Consider the following 15,686-nt stretch of genomic DNA (forward strand, 5'->3'; position numbering starts at 1 on the left):
CGAGAAGCGGGAGTCGCCGCCTGAGCAAGCAGCGTGATCCGATCGCAGATCCGTAGATCTGCAGAGGGTCGCGCGACGCAGCGCAGGCGGATGCATCGCGCTTCGCAGCCGCAGCCTCCCTGTGCAGAGGTTCCCTAGCGCGGATATCTGCCCGCAGCCCTGTTCCCCAGTCTCCGCATGGCTATAATGCCGCCCGCGCGAAACACCAGCCCTGAACGGGAGACTGAATGGCAAAAAAGGACCTCGTGACCGTTAGCGGCCAGGTCGAGAAGATTCTCGGCGGTGGGCGCTACCAGATAAAGCTCGACAACGAGCACGTGATCACGGCCCAACTCTCGGGCCGTATGCGACGCTTCCACATCCGCGTCATCACCGGAGACCGCGTGCAATGCGGCATCTCCCCCTATGACCCCACACACGGCTTCATCACGTACAGGGAACCGCTGGGCGGACGTCCCAAGCCCTAGTACCTTGAATCGCAGCTATCCCAGCAAGCCGCGGCGAACTGGCGCTCGTGTCGGGAAAGGGCGCCAGCGTCACGCATGGATTCGCGTCTAGCCGAACCGCTTGCCGTGGCCCTGAGATAGGGTACACGCTCTGGCCATACCAAGTCTCGGGTGAGAGCAATGTCGGACACGACCTCAAAGCCACCTCCGCTTCCTCCGATGCCGAGCGTTCCGGTCGATGCCATCACACGACCGCTGAACCGCTTTCTGCATATCGAGGCAGCCAGTGGTGCCGTGTTGATCCTGTTCACGATCGCCGCACTGATCCTCGCAAACTCCCCGATCGCAGGTGATTTCCACCATCTGCTCGAGACCCCGATCGGCATCTCGATCGGATCCTTCGCCCTGAACTACAGCTTGCACCATTGGATCAACGACGGACTGATGACGATCTTCTTTTTCGTCGTCGGCCTGGAGATCAAGCGCGAGTTCGTCTTCGGGGAATTGCGTGACCCCAAGAAAGCGGCGCTTCCGCTCGCCGCCGCAATAGGCGGCATGGTGGCCCCCGCCGGGATCTATCTGCTCCTTCAGGGAAGCGGACCGGCAGCACGGGGCTGGGGAATTCCGATGGCGACCGACATCGCGTTCGTCGTCGGATGCATGGCCGTTCTCGGCCCGCGCATCCCTCACGGCCTGCGCATCATGTTGCTCTCACTCGCGATCGTCGATGACATCGGAGCGATCATCGTGATTGCAATCGGCTACACCGAGGGCCTGGACCTCAGATCGCTCTTCATCGGTTGCGCGGGTTTCTTGGTGTGCGTCTTCTTCAATCGCATCGGCATTCGCAGCGTGGCCGTCTACATCGTCGTGGGCATCGCCATCTGGTACTCGTTCATGATGTCGGGCATACACGCTACGGTTTCAGGAGTAGTCCTCGGCCTGATCACCCCCGGACGCCCTTGGATCGACGACGGTCTATTCGGCGACGCGGTGCGCAAGACAGCGGGCCTCATTCGCGGCAACGATTCGAACGGATCGACGCAACGGCACGATATGCTGCGCCAGATGGCGGTGGCCGCGCGGGAGACCATCCCGCCCCTGGAACGGCTCGAGAGCCTGTTACACCCGTGGGTGAGCTTCGCGATCATGCCGGTTTTCGCCTTCGCGAATGCGGGCGTTCATCTGGACTCTTCGGGTTTCTCCAACCCGATCGGGCTGGCCGTGATCGCGGGCCTGCTGCTCGGCAAACCCATCGGCATCTTCCTGACCAGCTTTGTCGCGGTACGCCTGGGAGTGGCCCGCCTGCCCTCGGGTCTGGGCTGGAGCGGCGTGATCGGTGGCGGCTTTCTCGGGGGCATCGGCTTCACGATGGCCCTGTTCATCGCAGGCCTGGCACTTGACGGAGACATGCTCGATGCTTCAAAAATCGGCATCCTCGTCGGATCACTGGCCAGCGCAATCGTCGGCAGTGCGATCTTGATCGTCGTCCTGCCCAAACCAACCGATCACGCCCGCTGATCAGGTCCGCTGATCACGCCAACTGAAGGAACTCGAGCCCTCATGAGTACAAGCGGATTCTCCGATCCAGTCGTCTTGTTGCTGGCCGGTAGCCCGAGCGATCTCGATCTGGTTCTGGACTGCGAAGATACGCTGCGAGAACTCGACATCCCGTGCGATATCCGCGTGCTGTCCGCCCATCGAACACCGGCTAAAACTGCAGCTTGCGCCGAGAACGCGCAGAAGAACGGCTTCCAGGTATTGATCGCCTTTGCCGGGTTATCCGCCCAACTGGCAGGCGTTGCAGCGGCCCACTCCCTTCTGCCGGTCATAGCCGTGCCGCGTGCGGTCGGACCGCTCAACGGAATCGACGCAACCCTGGCTTCGCTACAACTTCCCCCGGGAACTCCCGCGGCCGTCGTTGCGATCGACGGAGCGAAGAACGCCGCATTACTCGCCGCACGGATCCTCGCGGTTGCGAACTCAGAACTGCGCGACCGCCTGCGCGAATTCGGCGAACGCAACAAGGAACGCTACGCACCCGAGCACGTTGCCGCGGCCATCGAGAAGGCCCGCCGGGCGCGAAAGTGACTCGATCTGCATGAGTTCGGGTGTTCTCACAGACATCGGACTCGTCCTGATCTCGGTCTCCCTTCTGTGGAAAGGCGGGGACTGGGTTGTCCTTTCGGCTCTGCGCATCGCGCGCCGCCTCGATGTCTCCGATGTCGTGATCGGGCTGACCGTCGTCGCGCTGGGCACCTCGGCACCGGAGATCGTAGTCACGCTGATCACTGCACTCAGCGGGCATCACGACATCTCCGTTGGCAACGTCGTCGGCTCCAACATCTTCAACATCGGCTTCATCCTGGGCGGTTGTGCCGCCGCACGAGCCATCCCCACGACACGCTACCTGGTCCTGCGCGATGGGAGCATTCTGCTTCTGGGGTCCGTCCTCGTACTCTTCCTCCTGTACGACAGCACGCTCTCTCGGGGAGAAGGCATGCTCATGGTCACGCTGTTGGTGACCTACCTGGTGTACCTGATGCGCCACGAGGAAGAGCCAGCGGAGGAGATGGAAGAGGATTTCCAGGTGGACCCGGGACGCGGGATCGACTTCTTCTTTCTATGCGCGGCGCTGGGCTGCGTGATCGGCGGAGCTCATCTCCTGGTCCAGGCGGCATCGAGTCTCGCACTGGCCATCGGGCTGAGCGAATGGGAAATCGCGGTGACGATCGTCGCCGGCGGAACGTCCTTGCCGGAACTCTCGACCGCAATCGCGGCCGCGCGTCGCGGTCGCTCGGCAATCATGGCCGCGACCTTGATCGGGAGCAGTCTCTTCAATCTTCTGGGTGTGCTCGGGCTCGCCGCGTTTCTACACCCGCTTACCATCGTCGATACCGCACAAACGAGCCTGTTCATGATGGCGGGCATGTTCGCCTTCATGGTGGTGTTCATGCGCAGTGGTTGGCGACTCTCACGCATCGAAGGCGCGTTGCTCGTGGGCATGGCGGCGCTGCGCTGGAGTAGCGATCTGGCTCCGGCGTTCTGGACCGGGATCTTCTGACGGGCTCTACAGCGAGTTTCAGCAATGAAGAGCGCGGATGAAAGACGCCGCGTGATGACGGGAATGGGTTTTTCCGCAGCCTGCCAGGGATTGCTGGCGGAGTTCCGGTCTGGCGCAGTAGACTCCGGCGATGCCCGAAGGCTTCGAACCCAGCGTTCTTTCGCTCCTCCCGGCCGCGGTGACGATCGCACTCGCGTTCGCGACGCGTCAGGTCATCGCATCCCTGTTCGCCGGTGTGTTGACCGGTGGTCTGGTCTTCTACCTGGAAACCGGAGACCCATCGAAGGCGAATCCCATCACGAGTTTTCTTTTTCCCTCGATCGGATCCAAGAACTACGCCCAGATCCTCTTGATCTATCTGTGGAGCCTGGGAGGCTTGATCGGACTCTGGGAAAAGACTGGCGCAGCGGCCCATTTCGCGAAAACAGTGGGAAGCCGATTCGCTCGCGATCGGCGCACTTCCCTGGTTTCCGCCTGGTTGCTGGGCGTGGTCTTCCACCAGGGAGGCACGGTCAGCACCGTACTCACCGGCTCCACGGTCAAACCCATCGCCGACAAGCACAAGGTGAGCCACGAAGAACTGGCCTATGTCGTCGACTCAACGGCCTCTCCCGTTGCAACGCTGGCGGCCTTCAACGCCTGGCCGCTGTACGTGGCAGGTCTGGTTGCGGGAACCATCCCGCTGTTCCCGGACGACCTGAGCGGAGCGCGCTTCTTCTGGAGTTCGATCCCGTTCAACTTCTACGCCTGGTTCGCGGTGACCTCGACACTGCTGCTTTCACTCGGAGCCCTGCCATGGATCGGCTCCGGCATGCGACGCGCGCGCGAACGTTCGATCAACCACGGACTGCTCGACGCCGACGATGCCAAGCCCATGCTCGTCGTCGAACCCGAACCCACCATCGAGTCAACCGGTTATTCCGCCAGCCTCGTCGACTTCTTCGTGCCCATCGGCGTTCTGCTCGGTCTGGCGATCATTCCCTACTACCTGCTCGACGAAAGCTGGATCAACGAGGCATTCATGTGCGCGGTGTTGTCTGCAATGTTGATTGCGGGCGCACGCGGCATGCCGCTTCCCGAGGTACTCGACGGATTCTTGCGCGGATGCCAGAAGATGACGATCGGCGCGATCATTCTCGGGCTGGCCGTCACACTCGGGACTGTGTCGAAGCAACTCGGGACGGCCGCCTACGTGGTGCAACTGGTGGGCTCGGGTTTCCCGCCCGTACTACTGCCCGCCGCTCTGACTCTGCTCTGCATGGGAATCGCGTTCGCGACGGGAACTTCTTGGGGAACCTATGCGGTGGTATTCCCGCTCGCGATGCCTCTGGCCTGGGCACTCAATCCCGACCCCGAGTACGTGCGCGTGTGCTTCGGCGCCGTGCTCGGAGGTGCCGTCTTTGGCGACCAGTGCTCACCGATCTCCGACACGACGATCCTCTCGAGCATGTTCACGGGCTGCGACATGATGCATCACGTGAACACTCAGATCCCATTGGCCCTGACCGCGGCGATCCTGGGCATGCTCTGCTCGACGATCGCGGCGGCGCTGGTCTGACTCAGACTTCTTCGAGCCCGATCAGATCGTCGATCGTCTGGCGTCGGCGAATCAGCGTCACCTCCGAGCCATCGATCAGGATCTCGGGTGCGAACGGATGGGAGTTGTAGTTCATCGCCATGACCGCTGAATAGGCGCCCGTGTCGTGAAAAACGGCGTAGTCACCGACCTCCACATCGGGAAGATCCCTGGGCACGACGATGCCGCCCTCGTCCTGGGTAAACACATCTCCTGACTCGCACAGCGGGCCAGCGACGATCGTGGGTTGAGTCTCGCCCGAAGCCACTTCACCGGACTTCTTGAGAAACGAAATCTCGTGCCGACTGCCGTACATGGCGGGCCGCACCAGATTATTGAACCCGGCATCGACCAGGACGAAGCGATTGGGCCCCTCGCGTTTGATCGCGCGAACCTCGGCCAGGAGTTTTCCCGATTCGCCGACCAGGAAACGTCCCGGTTCAATCTCGAGCGAGACTTCGTGAGCCACGATCTTCTCGACCTGCTTGCGCGCCGCGTTCCAGAGCGAATGCAGCGACTCGGTGTCGAATAGATCCTGACCCGCTTCGTAGGGAATCGGCAGGCCGCCGCCCCCCGAGATCGAGCGAACATCGACACCGAGCGTACTCACCTGCGCGACCATCGCCTCGCAGACCTCCTTGAGGTGCTCGAAATCGGTCCCCGATCCGATGTGCATATGCAGCCCGACCAGATCCAGACGGTGTTTCTCGATACTGCGCAGAGCCTCTTCGAGGTACTCGTACCAGATTCCGTGCTTGCTCCAGATGCCGCCGGTATTGGTCTTGCGACTGTGGCCATGACCGAATCCCGGATTCACACGAAGCCATACCCGGTGTCCGGGTTTGCGTCGACCGAGTTGTTCGAGCATATCCGTGGAGCCGGCGTTCACAGGAATATCGTGCTCGACCACTAGATCGAGCGCCTCGGCCGTGAAGATATCTGCGGTGTAGACCATCGAAGCGGGCTCGCCCGCACCACTGAAGCCCGCGCGCAGCCCGCGTTGGATCTCACCAGCCGATACGGCATCGACCCGCAAGCCCTCCTGGCGCATCAGACGCAACACGGCGAGATTGCTCCACGCCTTCTGCGCGTACCGGATCACGTCGAATCCGCGCAGAGCTTCGATGCGTTCGCGGATCACATTCGCGTCGTATACGTACACGGGGGTGCCCTGCTCTCGGGCCAGGCGCGCGAGCAGGGCTCCATCGACAGGCTTCATCTAAGACTCCTCCGGAATCGAGCCGCGGCCCACGGTAGCAAGCCGTCGGCCGCACTGCCCGGTCACCTCTGCGCGGAAGCAGCGCGTCCATGCATAATGCCTCAACCAGATACAGGAGAACGCCCTTGGCCGGAGCGCCCGCCGATCTCGATCAGCTCGACCGCGACTCACTCTTGCATCCATTCACGAACCTCTCCGGGCATCTGGAGCGCGGCGGGACCCTGATCGTCGAAGGAGACGGGGTACGCGTGCGCGACTCGCAGGGGCGCAGCTACCTGGATGCCATGGCGGGTCTGTGGTGCGTGAACGTGGGCTACGGCCGAGATGAAATCGCCGAGGCGATTGCCGAGCAGGTGCGACGCCTGCCCTTCTTCCACTCGTTCGCGTCGATGGGGAACGAACCCTCCGTGCGCCTGGCCGCGAAGCTGCTGGAACTCTCACCGGTGCCGATGGCGCGTGCATTCTTCGGGCTCTCGGGCTCCGACGCCAACGATTCACAGATCAAACTGGTGTGGCGCTACAACAATCTGCGCGGCCAGCCGGACAAGAAGAAGATCGTTTCACGCCACGGCGGCTACCACGGAGTCACTCTGGGCGCCGGAAGCCTTACGGGACTGCCCGCAATCCACAGGGCCTTCGACCTGCCCCTGCCCGGATTCCTGCACGTTTCGACGCCGCACTTCCGCGCGGGTGAGGCAGAACTCTCGGAATCAGATTATGTGGACCAGCTCGCGAACGAACTGGACGAGCGGATCCGGGCCGAAGGACCTGAGAGTGTCGCGGCCTTCATCGCCGAGCCGGTCATGGGTGCGGGCGGCGTAATCGTCCCACCGACGGGCTACTTCGAGCGCATCCAGGAAGTCCTGCGCGAGCACGATGTACTGATGATCGCCGACGAGGTCATCTGCGGCTTCGGCCGTCTCGGCCACTGGTTTGGCTCGGAGGCTTTCGGCATCCGTCCCGACCTCATGACTCTGGCCAAAGGCTTGACTAGCGGCTACCTGCCGATGTCCGCCTGTCTGATCTCCGAACCGATCTGGCAGGTACTGCGAGACGCACCCGCCGATATGGGACCGTTCACGCACGGCTTCACCTACAGCGGGCATCCAGCTTCCGCTGCGGCAGCACTCGCGAACCTGAACATCCTGGAACGGGAAGGCCTGGTGGCCGCTGCAGCCAAGACAGGCGCCGAACTCCAGCGACGTCTGCGCGAGTCGTTTACGGGCCATGCGAAAGTTCGCGAGGTGCGCGGCATCGGCATGATGGCGGCGATCGAACCTCGAGATCCCGGAGACACCGCCCGCGCCCAACAGGCCTTGCACGACGCGGGCATCCTCACGCGTGCCGTGGCGGGAACATGCATCGCCCTTTCACCTCCGCTGATCCTGAACACGAGCGAACTCGACGAGCTGATGACCGCCCTGCAGACGGTCTTCGATCGACTCTGACGAGCCGCGACAGGAGGGTCCATGCACCGCGAGCCGATTCTGCAGCTTCTCCAGCGATACCTGAGCCGGTTCCCCGAAGAGCGTGTCGCGACAGATCATCTGCGCCAGTTCGTGCGCGCAAATACCGACTGCTTCGAACGCAGCTGCGTCGATGGGCACATCACGGCTTCAGCGTGGATCGTCTCTCACGATCATTCGCGAATTCTGCTCACGCACCACCGCAAGCTCGGTGTCTGGTTGCAGCTCGGAGGTCACGCCGATGGAGATCCCGACACCGAGCGGGTCGCGTTGACGGAAGCGCGTGAGGAATCCGGCATGCGGGCCTTCTCGTTCATGCCCGATGCGGACGGAATGCAGGTACTCGATCTGGACGTGCACAGAATCCCGGCGCGAGATCGCGATCCAGAACACCTGCACCTCGATGTGAACTACCTTCTGATCGCGGCCGCCGGTCAGCCGCTCGTGATCAGCGACGAGTCCACCGACCTGGCCTGGTTCGACTGGGGGGAAGCGCGGCGCCGTCTGCACGACCCGAGTCAATTGCGCAAGGTGGGAAAGGCCTGGGAACGGCTTCGACCTCTCGGAGTTCTGGACGAAACACCCGGGAGAACGACGTGAGCCAGTGGCGCAGTGTCGCGGAGTACAAAGTCGAGGTGCTCGCCTACGTTGCCGAAAACGACTTCGTGAGCTTTGCGGCGCTGCACAAGCAGTTTGCCGGTGATTCCCGCGAAGAGACCCAGATTGCACTTCCGGGCAATCGCATCATCTGGAGCGGCATGCCCAGGCCCCTGGTCGACGCGATCCTCGAACTCCTCGAAGAGCAATCGCTTGCCGCCATCCCCGGTCACAAGTCGGATTACAAGACCGACGGACGCGTCCTCACTCTGCCCGTCGAAAAGACCATTCCACCCGAGGGGCACGACGAACCCCACTGGTTCCCAGTGCTATTGCGGCCCATGGCCAGTGTGCTCGACGAGCAGGACTGAGCGTCAATCGGCGGTCAGCGAAGCCGAGGGGCGAGCGACCTCGTCGATCTCGTACACGCTCCAGTAGCCCACAATTGCACGCCGGTGCGCCCGAGGATCCTCCTCCAGGGCCTTGAGCAGGGGCAGCCAGCGCAGGCGCCGGTCGCAGACCACAAAACGCGCGTCGAAGGAATCGAAAATCAGGCTTGCCGGTCGAGGCGGCGGCGTGTGCACGGTATCGAACCAGAGCGTGTACAGATCCGGATCGCGCTTCCAGAAGAACACCGGGTCGAGCGCGACCATGAAGCGTCGCTCGGGTAGCGCGAGCATCATCTCTCCGGTGAAGTGCCAGTCACAGGTAAACACTTGTGCGTCGCGAGGCACGATCCGCTGAAGCTCTTCGGCGACCGGGCCCGGGAACAGCACACTGCGCTTCAGCATGCGCTGAATCGGCTGAGGCGCGATCAGGGCGAGGTAGATGGCCGATGCGCAGAGCAACCCCGGCGCGAGTCCGGACCAGCGGATGGGCCGCCAGGCCAGAGCCGCGGCCAATGCCGCGAAGGGTGCCAGATATTCGATGAAGCGCTGAGAGCGCAGGGTCAGCACCAGGAATGCCACAGCGATGGCCGCGATCGCCAACGGCAGGACATCACGTTGGCGATCCCGCCACGCGAGGACCGCCGCACCCAGTGTCAGGAGCGCCGGCCAGGCCATGTAGCGAACCATTCCGGAGGGCGAAAAGGGACGGAACTCACCACCGAGTTCGAAGCCCGAAACACCAGCCCACGCCGTACCGAAGAGCACGTCGATGTTCTGTACCCAAAAGAACTCCAGCGTTTCGGGGAAGTTGGGATGCAAGGCAATGCCGAGTGCCAGACCTAATGTCGTCAGAGCGAGCACGCGCCACTCGATTCGGCCCTCCGCCAGCCAGCGCACGGCTTCGACGATCGCCAGGAGTATCAGAGGCAGATGCCAGGCGGTGTAGCACAGCGGATACAACACAGAGACGACGAACAGCAGGGCCCAACGGCGCCGCACCGCAGCCCAGCTGAGAATCAGCACGAGGGAAATGGAAATCAGGTGCGGTCGGACGATTGAAAAGCGCCAGATGAACGCGCTCGAAGAGGTGAGCACGATCAGAGTCCACAGACCGGCGAAACGAACGCGCTCCCGAACACAGATCGCGAAAAACACCGTCAGCAGTCCGGCACCCAGCAGAGTTCCGGCTGCGCGTGCCGCAACATTGGCCGGGAGCGAACTCAGCGGTACCAGTAGCAGATGAAATGCGAGTTCCTTGTCGGCGTAGTGATCTGCGAGCCAGCTATAAGGGGTCCAGGGAAAGGCGTGCAGGATCCCGTATTCCCGGATCAGACGCGCCACCGCCAGGTGGTAACCGGTATCCGCGTCGAAGAAGTACGGCAGGCAGAGCTGGAAGCCGCCCGTGAACGCGAAAAACACGCCCACCCACAGCCAGATCCAGGCGGAACGAGGGCCTTCTCGTTCGCTCTCCCCAGCTTCTCCGGTGTCGCTCGTCGACTCTTCCACGCTATGGGCATCGGCGGAGAGCGGCCTCTTCTGCAGGCGACACTCGTGCGCACGCCACGGCCCTTTCGCCTTCGGGTTGGAGCCGATCTGCCGGGAATCCGGGAACGCCTCTCGTGCTCTTCTGTGTCCGTTCGCCCCCGGGCCCGCCGTCTGCGACGGCGCGTCCATTCGCCCGTTTGCCGCCCGCAGGAGGCGGTGGTAGGCTGGACGAGAACTGACCAGTCAGTACTCCCCTCCCGCCCCTGGCCTGCTCGAAAAGACTTGTGTTTTCGGGGAGAATCCTGAGAGGGACCGCGAAATGGAACAGACGACCCGCCCTCGGGAACAAGAATCCGCCAGACGCGAGGGGGGGGCTCGGATGCGCATCCTCGAGGCGGCTCGCAGCGTATTTGCGGAGCGGGGCTTCGACGCGGCGCCCGTCGACGAGGTGGCCCGCCGCGCCCGGGTCAGCAAGGGAACGGTCTACAACCACTTCAGCTCCAAGGAATCGCTACTGGTGGAAGCGGTCCTGCAGGCGATGTCCGAGGGCCGGTTGCAGGTGGGTCGGCTTGCAGCCGCGGACCGCAAGAGCAACTCCGCACTGGTCGACCACCTGCGCAGGCTGTTCGTGGAAATCTTCCCGACGATCAGCGGCCAGGCCCAGTCACTTTCGTATCAGATCTGGGCGCTGGTGGCGCGCGACGAGGCCGTTCGCAAGCGAATCTTCAGTGAATTCCACAATGCCTATCGCGCGAGTGAGGAGCAGTTCACTCACACCCTGGAAGAGGGACAGGCAGCCGGAACATTTCGATCGGATCTCGATGCGAACGAAGTCACACTCGTTCTTCTGGCGGTCTTCGACGGCCTGGTGTACCGCGCCATGTTCGATCCCGAACGCGTAAACGCCGAACTCGTTCTCGACACGATCTTGAATCTGCTCGAAACCGGTCTGTGCCAGTCCGGTTCCACTCTGTCGCGCGGCGCTGGAGGCCACTCGTGAGTTCGCGAATTGGCGCCAATGTCATCGTCTTCAGCATCGCAGCTGTGCTCGCAGTTGCGGCCGTCGTACTTTTCATGACCTCGGACTCGGCTGTCGCCGCGCGTGAACGCGCGGAAGCGCGGAAGGCGTCGCAACAGGTCGGGGCGGGACAGGCGGAGACCGTACGCAGACCGACGGTATCCATTCGTCCGATCCTGATCGACAACGCGGCTACACATTCGATCGCACGACTGTCCGGCGTCCTCGCAGCGAAACGCTCCGTCAGCCTGTCGGCGGAAGTCGAAGCCGCCGTGGTCGAGATCCTGGCAAGCGAGCACAGCGCCGTGGAAAAGGGCGCGGTTCTGCTGCAACTCGATACGACCCTGCGACGCGCTGCGGTCGGCCGAGCCGAAGCGGGCGTACTGAGAGCGCGAGCCGCACATCGACTCGCAAAAACCGATCTGGAACGCCAGAGAGGTCTGGCAGATCGACAGGTCGCGAGTGCTTCCGAACTGGACCGGGCGCTGAATCAGGAGCGAGCCAGCTTTGCGAGTCTGACCGAAGCCCGGGCGGCCCTGACCGAAGCCCGAGAACACATGATCAAGAGCAGCATCACGGCGCCGTTTGCGGGCACCGTGAACTGGCTCGATCTCGAACCCGGCAGTTACGTGCGCGTCGGTGACCGGGTGGCCGAGATCCTGGACCTGAGCGAAATCAAATTCGAGGTAGGTGTGAGCGATCAACAGGTCGTGGCGCTTCACACAGGCGATCTGGTGCAGGTGCAGGTCGGCGTCTTTCCAGGAGAGACTTTCGACGGCCGAATCGCGAGCATCGGCAAGGCACCGGACGATATTTCACAGCGCTATCCCGTCGAGATCCTCCTGGCCAATGAACAGGAGCGACTCCTACCCGGAATGCTCGCCGACGCCGTAATTCAGATCGGTGCTGAACGGCCGAGCATTCGCATTCCGCGCCGGGCTACCGTGCGCGAGTTCGAACTCGACTACGTTTTTCTACTGGTGGAGAAGGACGGTCGGCATAGCGTCCAGAGGCGCCGAATATCGCTGCGCCCCGTGCCCTTCCGTCCCCAGTTCGTCGAAGTCGTCGCCGGACTCTCGACCGGGGATCGCATCGCCGGTTCATCCGTTGAACGACTTCGAGAAGGGCTCACGGTATCCATCGAGGAAACGCCTTGAGCGTCGTCCGCTTCTCCGTCCGGCAGGTCGTACTGGTCAATCTGCTGTTCTTTGTCTGCATCTTCGCCGGTGTACTGGCCTATCTGCGCACACCGATCGACTTCTATCCCGACATATCGTTCAACATGGCGATCATCACGACTACCTGGGCGGGAGCCTCTGCCCGAGAGGTCGAGCAGTTGGTGACCACGGAGGTCGAGAAGGAGGTCGAAAGCATCGACGGCATCAAGGAGATCAGCAGCGAGTCGAGCGCGGGCGTTTCTGCGGTGATGATCGAATGGGATGAGACGCTCAGCGATAGCGACTATCAGGCCGCACTCAACGACGTACGCGCCGCCCTGGACCGCGTGAGCGACCTTCCAGACGATACCGAGGAACCCTTCCTCCGCGAACTGTCCTACAGTGAGATCTCCCCCGCCGTATTGATCGCCGTGACCGACACCGACGACGTCGGAGAAAAGGCGCTACTGGAAGCCGCGGATCGGGTGCGCCGGCGAATGGAAAAGATCGAAGGCGTTCGCAAGGTGATCGTCCGCGGCGAGCACGAACGCGAGGTGCGCGTGCACGTCGACCGCGAGTCCGCCGCACGTCACGGACTCGTCGTCGCCGATATCGCCGATGCAATCAACAGCACCAATCTGAACCTGCCCGCCGGGACCTTCAACAGCGGCGATCGTGGTGAAACGACTCTGCGGGCTACGGGGAACTTCTCCAGCCTCGAAGAGTTGGCAGGCACGGTGGTGAGCAGAAACCGGGACGGCTCGCTTGTACGACTATCGGAACTGGCAACCATCGAAGACGACCTCGAGAAGCGGCGCTTCCGCGGCCGCTTCAATGGCCAGCCGGCACTGATCCTGAACATCGCGAAGAAGAACGACTCGGACCTGATCGAAATGGCCGGCCGGGTCGATGAATGGCTCGCTACGGCCACTGAGTTCCTGCCAGAGGGCATCGACGTGGTCAAAACCCTGGACACCTCGCGCTATGTGAAATCGCGCATGGGAGTGCTGGCGAGCAATCTGGTGACGGGTATCGCGTTTGTCATGGCCATCCTCTGGTTCACCGTTGGCTTCCGAAATGCGGCCCTGACGGTCATCGCGATCCCGTTCAGTTTCCTGTTTGCGATGATCCTCTTTCCGTTGATGGGCATGACCATCAACGCGATTACATTGGTCGGCATGCTTCTGGTCTCCGGCATGCTCGTCGACGATGCAATCATCGTTCTGGAGAACATCTATCGCCGGATCGAAACGGGTCAGGACCTGCGCGATGCTGTCGTGGAAGGAACGGAAGAGGTCATGTGGCCGGTGATCGCCGCAGTCGCGACGACGGCCGCAGCTTTCGCTCCGCTTCTGCTGATCTCCGGTACGTCGGGCGAGTTCTTCTCGATCATGCCCAAGACTGTGATCATCTGCCTGGCCGCATCTCTGTTCGAGTGCCTGATCATCCTTCCCGCTCACTACCTGGACTTCGGAAGTCGGCGGCTACCGGGACAGATGCCCGAGGCACCGAGCGGCGCCGGACGCCTTGTCCAGACAAGCATCAGGATGGTTCGCACGTTCAGCCGCTTGCATCTACATGTCGATCGGGGGATCGGGCATCTGCGTGCCTGGTATGTGCGCGCACTCGATGTCGTACTGAACCATCGTGCAGCCTTCACGACACTGATCCTGTGTTCCTGGCTGTTCTCCTGTGGCGCGGCTTCACAACTCGAGGTCAACCTCTTCCCGACCGAGTTCGACAACTTCTTCGTGAGTCTGAAGACACCTCGAGCTTTCAGCCTGGAGCAGACCGACGAGATCGTCAGCAGCATCGAGAAAAATGTACTCGACGGCGAACTCGGCAGCGTGGCCCAGAACTACACGACCTATGTGGGCAGCGGCATTTCGGGAGCTGATATGCAGCACTCAGCTGCAAACCTCGCGATGTCCTATGTCACGATGACGGATACACTCGAGAACCGACTGCGACCCGAACACGCCCTGCAGACGATCGCGAAGAAACTCCAGGAGTACCGGAAGGCCCATCCGGAGGGGATCGTCGATCTGCGGGTTCCCATCCCGAGATCCGGTCCGCCCGTCGGCCGTCCCGTTTCGGCCCGCATCCAGAGTGACGACTACGAGCGCAACAAGTCCATCTCCCTGGAAATGCAGGCCTATCTGCACACGCTTCCGGGTGTGTTCAATATCGAAGACAACTTCGAGATCGGCCCCGAGGAGGTTCGTCTCGTACTCGATACCGAACGCGCACATCGACATGGGCTGACGTTTCGCGATCTGGCGCTGGCCTTGCGAGGCGCAAACGAGGGCGTGATCGCTTCCAGCTTCCGCGAAAAGGATTCGGACGCGAACCGGGACATCCGCGTTCTACTGTCCAGGGAAGATCGCCGCGGAGCAACGGATATCCTGCAGACTCAGGTGCGCACTCCTGCGGGTTACCTGGTGCGTCTTGGAGACGTCGCCGAACTCGAGGTCCGTCGCAGCCCGCTTTCACTCTCGCATCACGACGGCGAACGCGCGATCACCGTCTACGCGGACGTCGACCACGAGCAGGCGACGTCGGAATCGACAAACACGGCGCTTTCCGTCGAGTTTGCCGACATCAGCTTGCGCTACCCCGAAGTCAGCGTGACCTTCGCTGGCGAGTTCGAGGCTACGGAAAAGGCGTTCGCGGACATGCTGGCCGCTTTGCCAATCGCGTTACTGCTGGTCTATATGATCCTGGCCGCCGTCTTCCGCAGCTACGTGCAGCCGTTCGTCGTGATCACAGCAGTCCCCTTCGCCTTCATGGGAATCGTTGTAGGACTGCACATATTCGGGTATTCGGTGGGAATGATGCTCTTGTACGCGTTTATCGGACTGGCCGGTGTCATGGTCAACGATTCCCTGGTGATGGTCGACTTCATCAATCGAGCCCGCTCCGAGGGAATGCCTCTACTCGAAGCCGTGAAAAACTCGGGAGCCGCCAGGGTGCGCCCTATTCTCCTGACGACCCTCACGACCGTGCTGGCCCTCATGCCGATGGCCTTCGGACTGGCGGGCTCTTCGAAGAGTTACGGCCCATTCGCCGTTGGAATCAGCTTCGGCCTCATGGTCGGCATGCTGGGAACGCTTTTCTGCGTTCCACTGTTCTACACGCTTTTGATCCACGGGCTCGATCGCGTGGGCGGATTCTTCGGGCGCAAGAACTTCGGCGGCGCGCAGGACGGGCCTCTGGAAGGCCAGGTCGCAGGCGCGAGCTTCGATTCGCTCGGCTGATCCAGAACTCCG

The 15,686-nt window shown here is 62.3% G+C and carries 13 protein-coding genes; 11 read left to right on the top strand and 2 right to left on the bottom strand.

The features are described 5' to 3' along the window. Positions 1–227 precede the first annotated feature (227 nt). The 5 genes from infA (at position 228) to GY725_18710 (ending at position 5,068) form a co-directional block, all read left to right on the top strand. Positions 228–467, top strand: a complete 240-nt coding sequence (gene infA, locus GY725_18690; GenBank protein ID MCP4006216.1) for a translation initiation factor IF-1 — start codon at positions 228–230, stop codon at positions 465–467. A 159-nt stretch (positions 468–626) separates the two neighbouring features. Next, the gene (nhaA, locus tag GY725_18695) at positions 627–1,967 is read left to right on the top strand and encodes a Na+/H+ antiporter NhaA (GenBank protein ID MCP4006217.1); all 1,341 of its coding nucleotides are present in this window, start codon (positions 627–629) and stop codon (positions 1,965–1,967) included. A 42-nt stretch (positions 1,968–2,009) separates the two neighbouring features. Continuing rightward, positions 2,010–2,537 (top strand): 5-(carboxyamino)imidazole ribonucleotide mutase, encoded by a 528-nt coding sequence (purE, locus tag GY725_18700; GenBank protein ID MCP4006218.1) that lies wholly within the window; start codon positions 2,010–2,012, stop codon positions 2,535–2,537. 10 nt (positions 2,538–2,547) lie between these two features. Next, positions 2,548–3,510 carry a calcium/sodium antiporter gene (locus GY725_18705; protein ID MCP4006219.1) on the top strand — a complete coding sequence of 321 codons (963 nt, stop codon included), beginning with the start codon at positions 2,548–2,550 and terminating at the stop codon, positions 3,508–3,510. A 130-nt stretch (positions 3,511–3,640) separates the two neighbouring features. Next, positions 3,641–5,068 (top strand): sodium:proton antiporter, encoded by a 1,428-nt coding sequence (locus GY725_18710; protein ID MCP4006220.1) that lies wholly within the window; start codon positions 3,641–3,643, stop codon positions 5,066–5,068. Between the two features lies 1 nt (position 5,069). Here the strand turns inward: GY725_18710 and lysA are convergent, their stop codons facing one another. Next, entirely contained in the window at positions 5,070–6,305 is a 1,236-nt protein-coding gene (gene lysA / locus GY725_18715) for a diaminopimelate decarboxylase (GenBank protein ID MCP4006221.1), read from the bottom strand. 89 nt (positions 6,306–6,394) lie between these two features. On the opposite strand from lysA, the gene GY725_18720 reads away from it, so the two are divergent. The 3 genes from GY725_18720 to GY725_18730 are packed head-to-tail and all read left to right on the top strand — an operon-like array spanning position 6,395 to position 8,739. Beyond that, a complete protein-coding gene (locus tag GY725_18720) occupies positions 6,395–7,753 on the top strand; it encodes an aminotransferase class III-fold pyridoxal phosphate-dependent enzyme (protein MCP4006222.1) in 1,359 nt (452 codons plus the stop codon). Positions 7,754–7,774: 21 nt separating this feature from the next. Next, a complete protein-coding gene (locus tag GY725_18725; protein ID MCP4006223.1) occupies positions 7,775–8,371 on the top strand; it encodes an NUDIX hydrolase in 597 nt (198 codons plus the stop codon). Continuing rightward, complete coding sequence (locus GY725_18730) at positions 8,368–8,739, top strand: hypothetical protein (GenBank protein ID MCP4006224.1); 372 nt, start codon at positions 8,368–8,370, stop codon at positions 8,737–8,739. The genes GY725_18725 and GY725_18730 overlap by 4 nt, the downstream gene beginning before the upstream one ends. A 3-nt stretch (positions 8,740–8,742) precedes the next feature. Here the strand turns inward: GY725_18730 and GY725_18735 are convergent, their stop codons facing one another. After that, positions 8,743–10,263 (bottom strand): hypothetical protein, encoded by a 1,521-nt coding sequence (locus GY725_18735; protein MCP4006225.1) that lies wholly within the window; start codon positions 10,261–10,263, stop codon positions 8,743–8,745. A 358-nt stretch (positions 10,264–10,621) separates the two neighbouring features. Here GY725_18735 and GY725_18740 point away from each other — a divergent pair, with 358 nt between their 5' ends. From GY725_18740 to GY725_18750, 3 genes are read left to right on the top strand one after another with little or no spacing between them, the layout of a single operon-like run. Then, entirely contained in the window at positions 10,622–11,242 is a 621-nt protein-coding gene (locus GY725_18740) for a TetR/AcrR family transcriptional regulator (GenBank protein MCP4006226.1), read from the top strand. After that, entirely contained in the window at positions 11,239–12,417 is a 1,179-nt protein-coding gene (locus GY725_18745; protein ID MCP4006227.1) for an efflux RND transporter periplasmic adaptor subunit, read from the top strand. The genes GY725_18740 and GY725_18745 overlap by 4 nt, the downstream gene beginning before the upstream one ends. Further along, positions 12,414–15,674: an efflux RND transporter permease subunit gene (locus GY725_18750; GenBank protein MCP4006228.1), complete on the top strand. Its 3,261-nt coding sequence runs from the start codon at positions 12,414–12,416 to the stop codon at positions 15,672–15,674. Before GY725_18745 ends, GY725_18750 begins: the two co-directional genes overlap by 4 nt. Positions 15,675–15,686: the final 12 nt, after the last annotated feature.

The organism is bacterium (genome assembly GCA_024226335.1).
GTDB lineage: Bacteria > Myxococcota_A > UBA9160 > SZUA-336 > SZUA-336 > JAAELY01.

What these genes read in the sequence shown, in the direction of transcription:
- lysA (MCP4006221.1), bottom strand. Translation starts at nt 6,305, where the DNA reads ATGAAGCCTGTCGATGGAGCCCTGCTCGCGCGCCTGGCCCGAGAGCAG.
- GY725_18740 (MCP4006226.1), top strand. Translation starts at nt 10,622, where the DNA reads ATGCGCATCCTCGAGGCGGCTCGCAGCGTATTTGCGGAGCGGGGCTTC.
- purE (MCP4006218.1), top strand. Translation starts at nt 2,010, where the DNA reads ATGAGTACAAGCGGATTCTCCGATCCAGTCGTCTTGTTGCTGGCCGGT.
- GY725_18705 (MCP4006219.1), top strand. Translation starts at nt 2,548, where the DNA reads ATGAGTTCGGGTGTTCTCACAGACATCGGACTCGTCCTGATCTCGGTC.
- nhaA (MCP4006217.1), top strand. Translation starts at nt 627, where the DNA reads ATGTCGGACACGACCTCAAAGCCACCTCCGCTTCCTCCGATGCCGAGC.
- GY725_18710 (MCP4006220.1), top strand. Translation starts at nt 3,641, where the DNA reads ATGCCCGAAGGCTTCGAACCCAGCGTTCTTTCGCTCCTCCCGGCCGCG.
- GY725_18725 (MCP4006223.1), top strand. Translation starts at nt 7,775, where the DNA reads ATGCACCGCGAGCCGATTCTGCAGCTTCTCCAGCGATACCTGAGCCGG.
- GY725_18720 (MCP4006222.1), top strand. Translation starts at nt 6,395, where the DNA reads ATGCATAATGCCTCAACCAGATACAGGAGAACGCCCTTGGCCGGAGCG.
- infA (MCP4006216.1), top strand. Translation starts at nt 228, where the DNA reads ATGGCAAAAAAGGACCTCGTGACCGTTAGCGGCCAGGTCGAGAAGATT.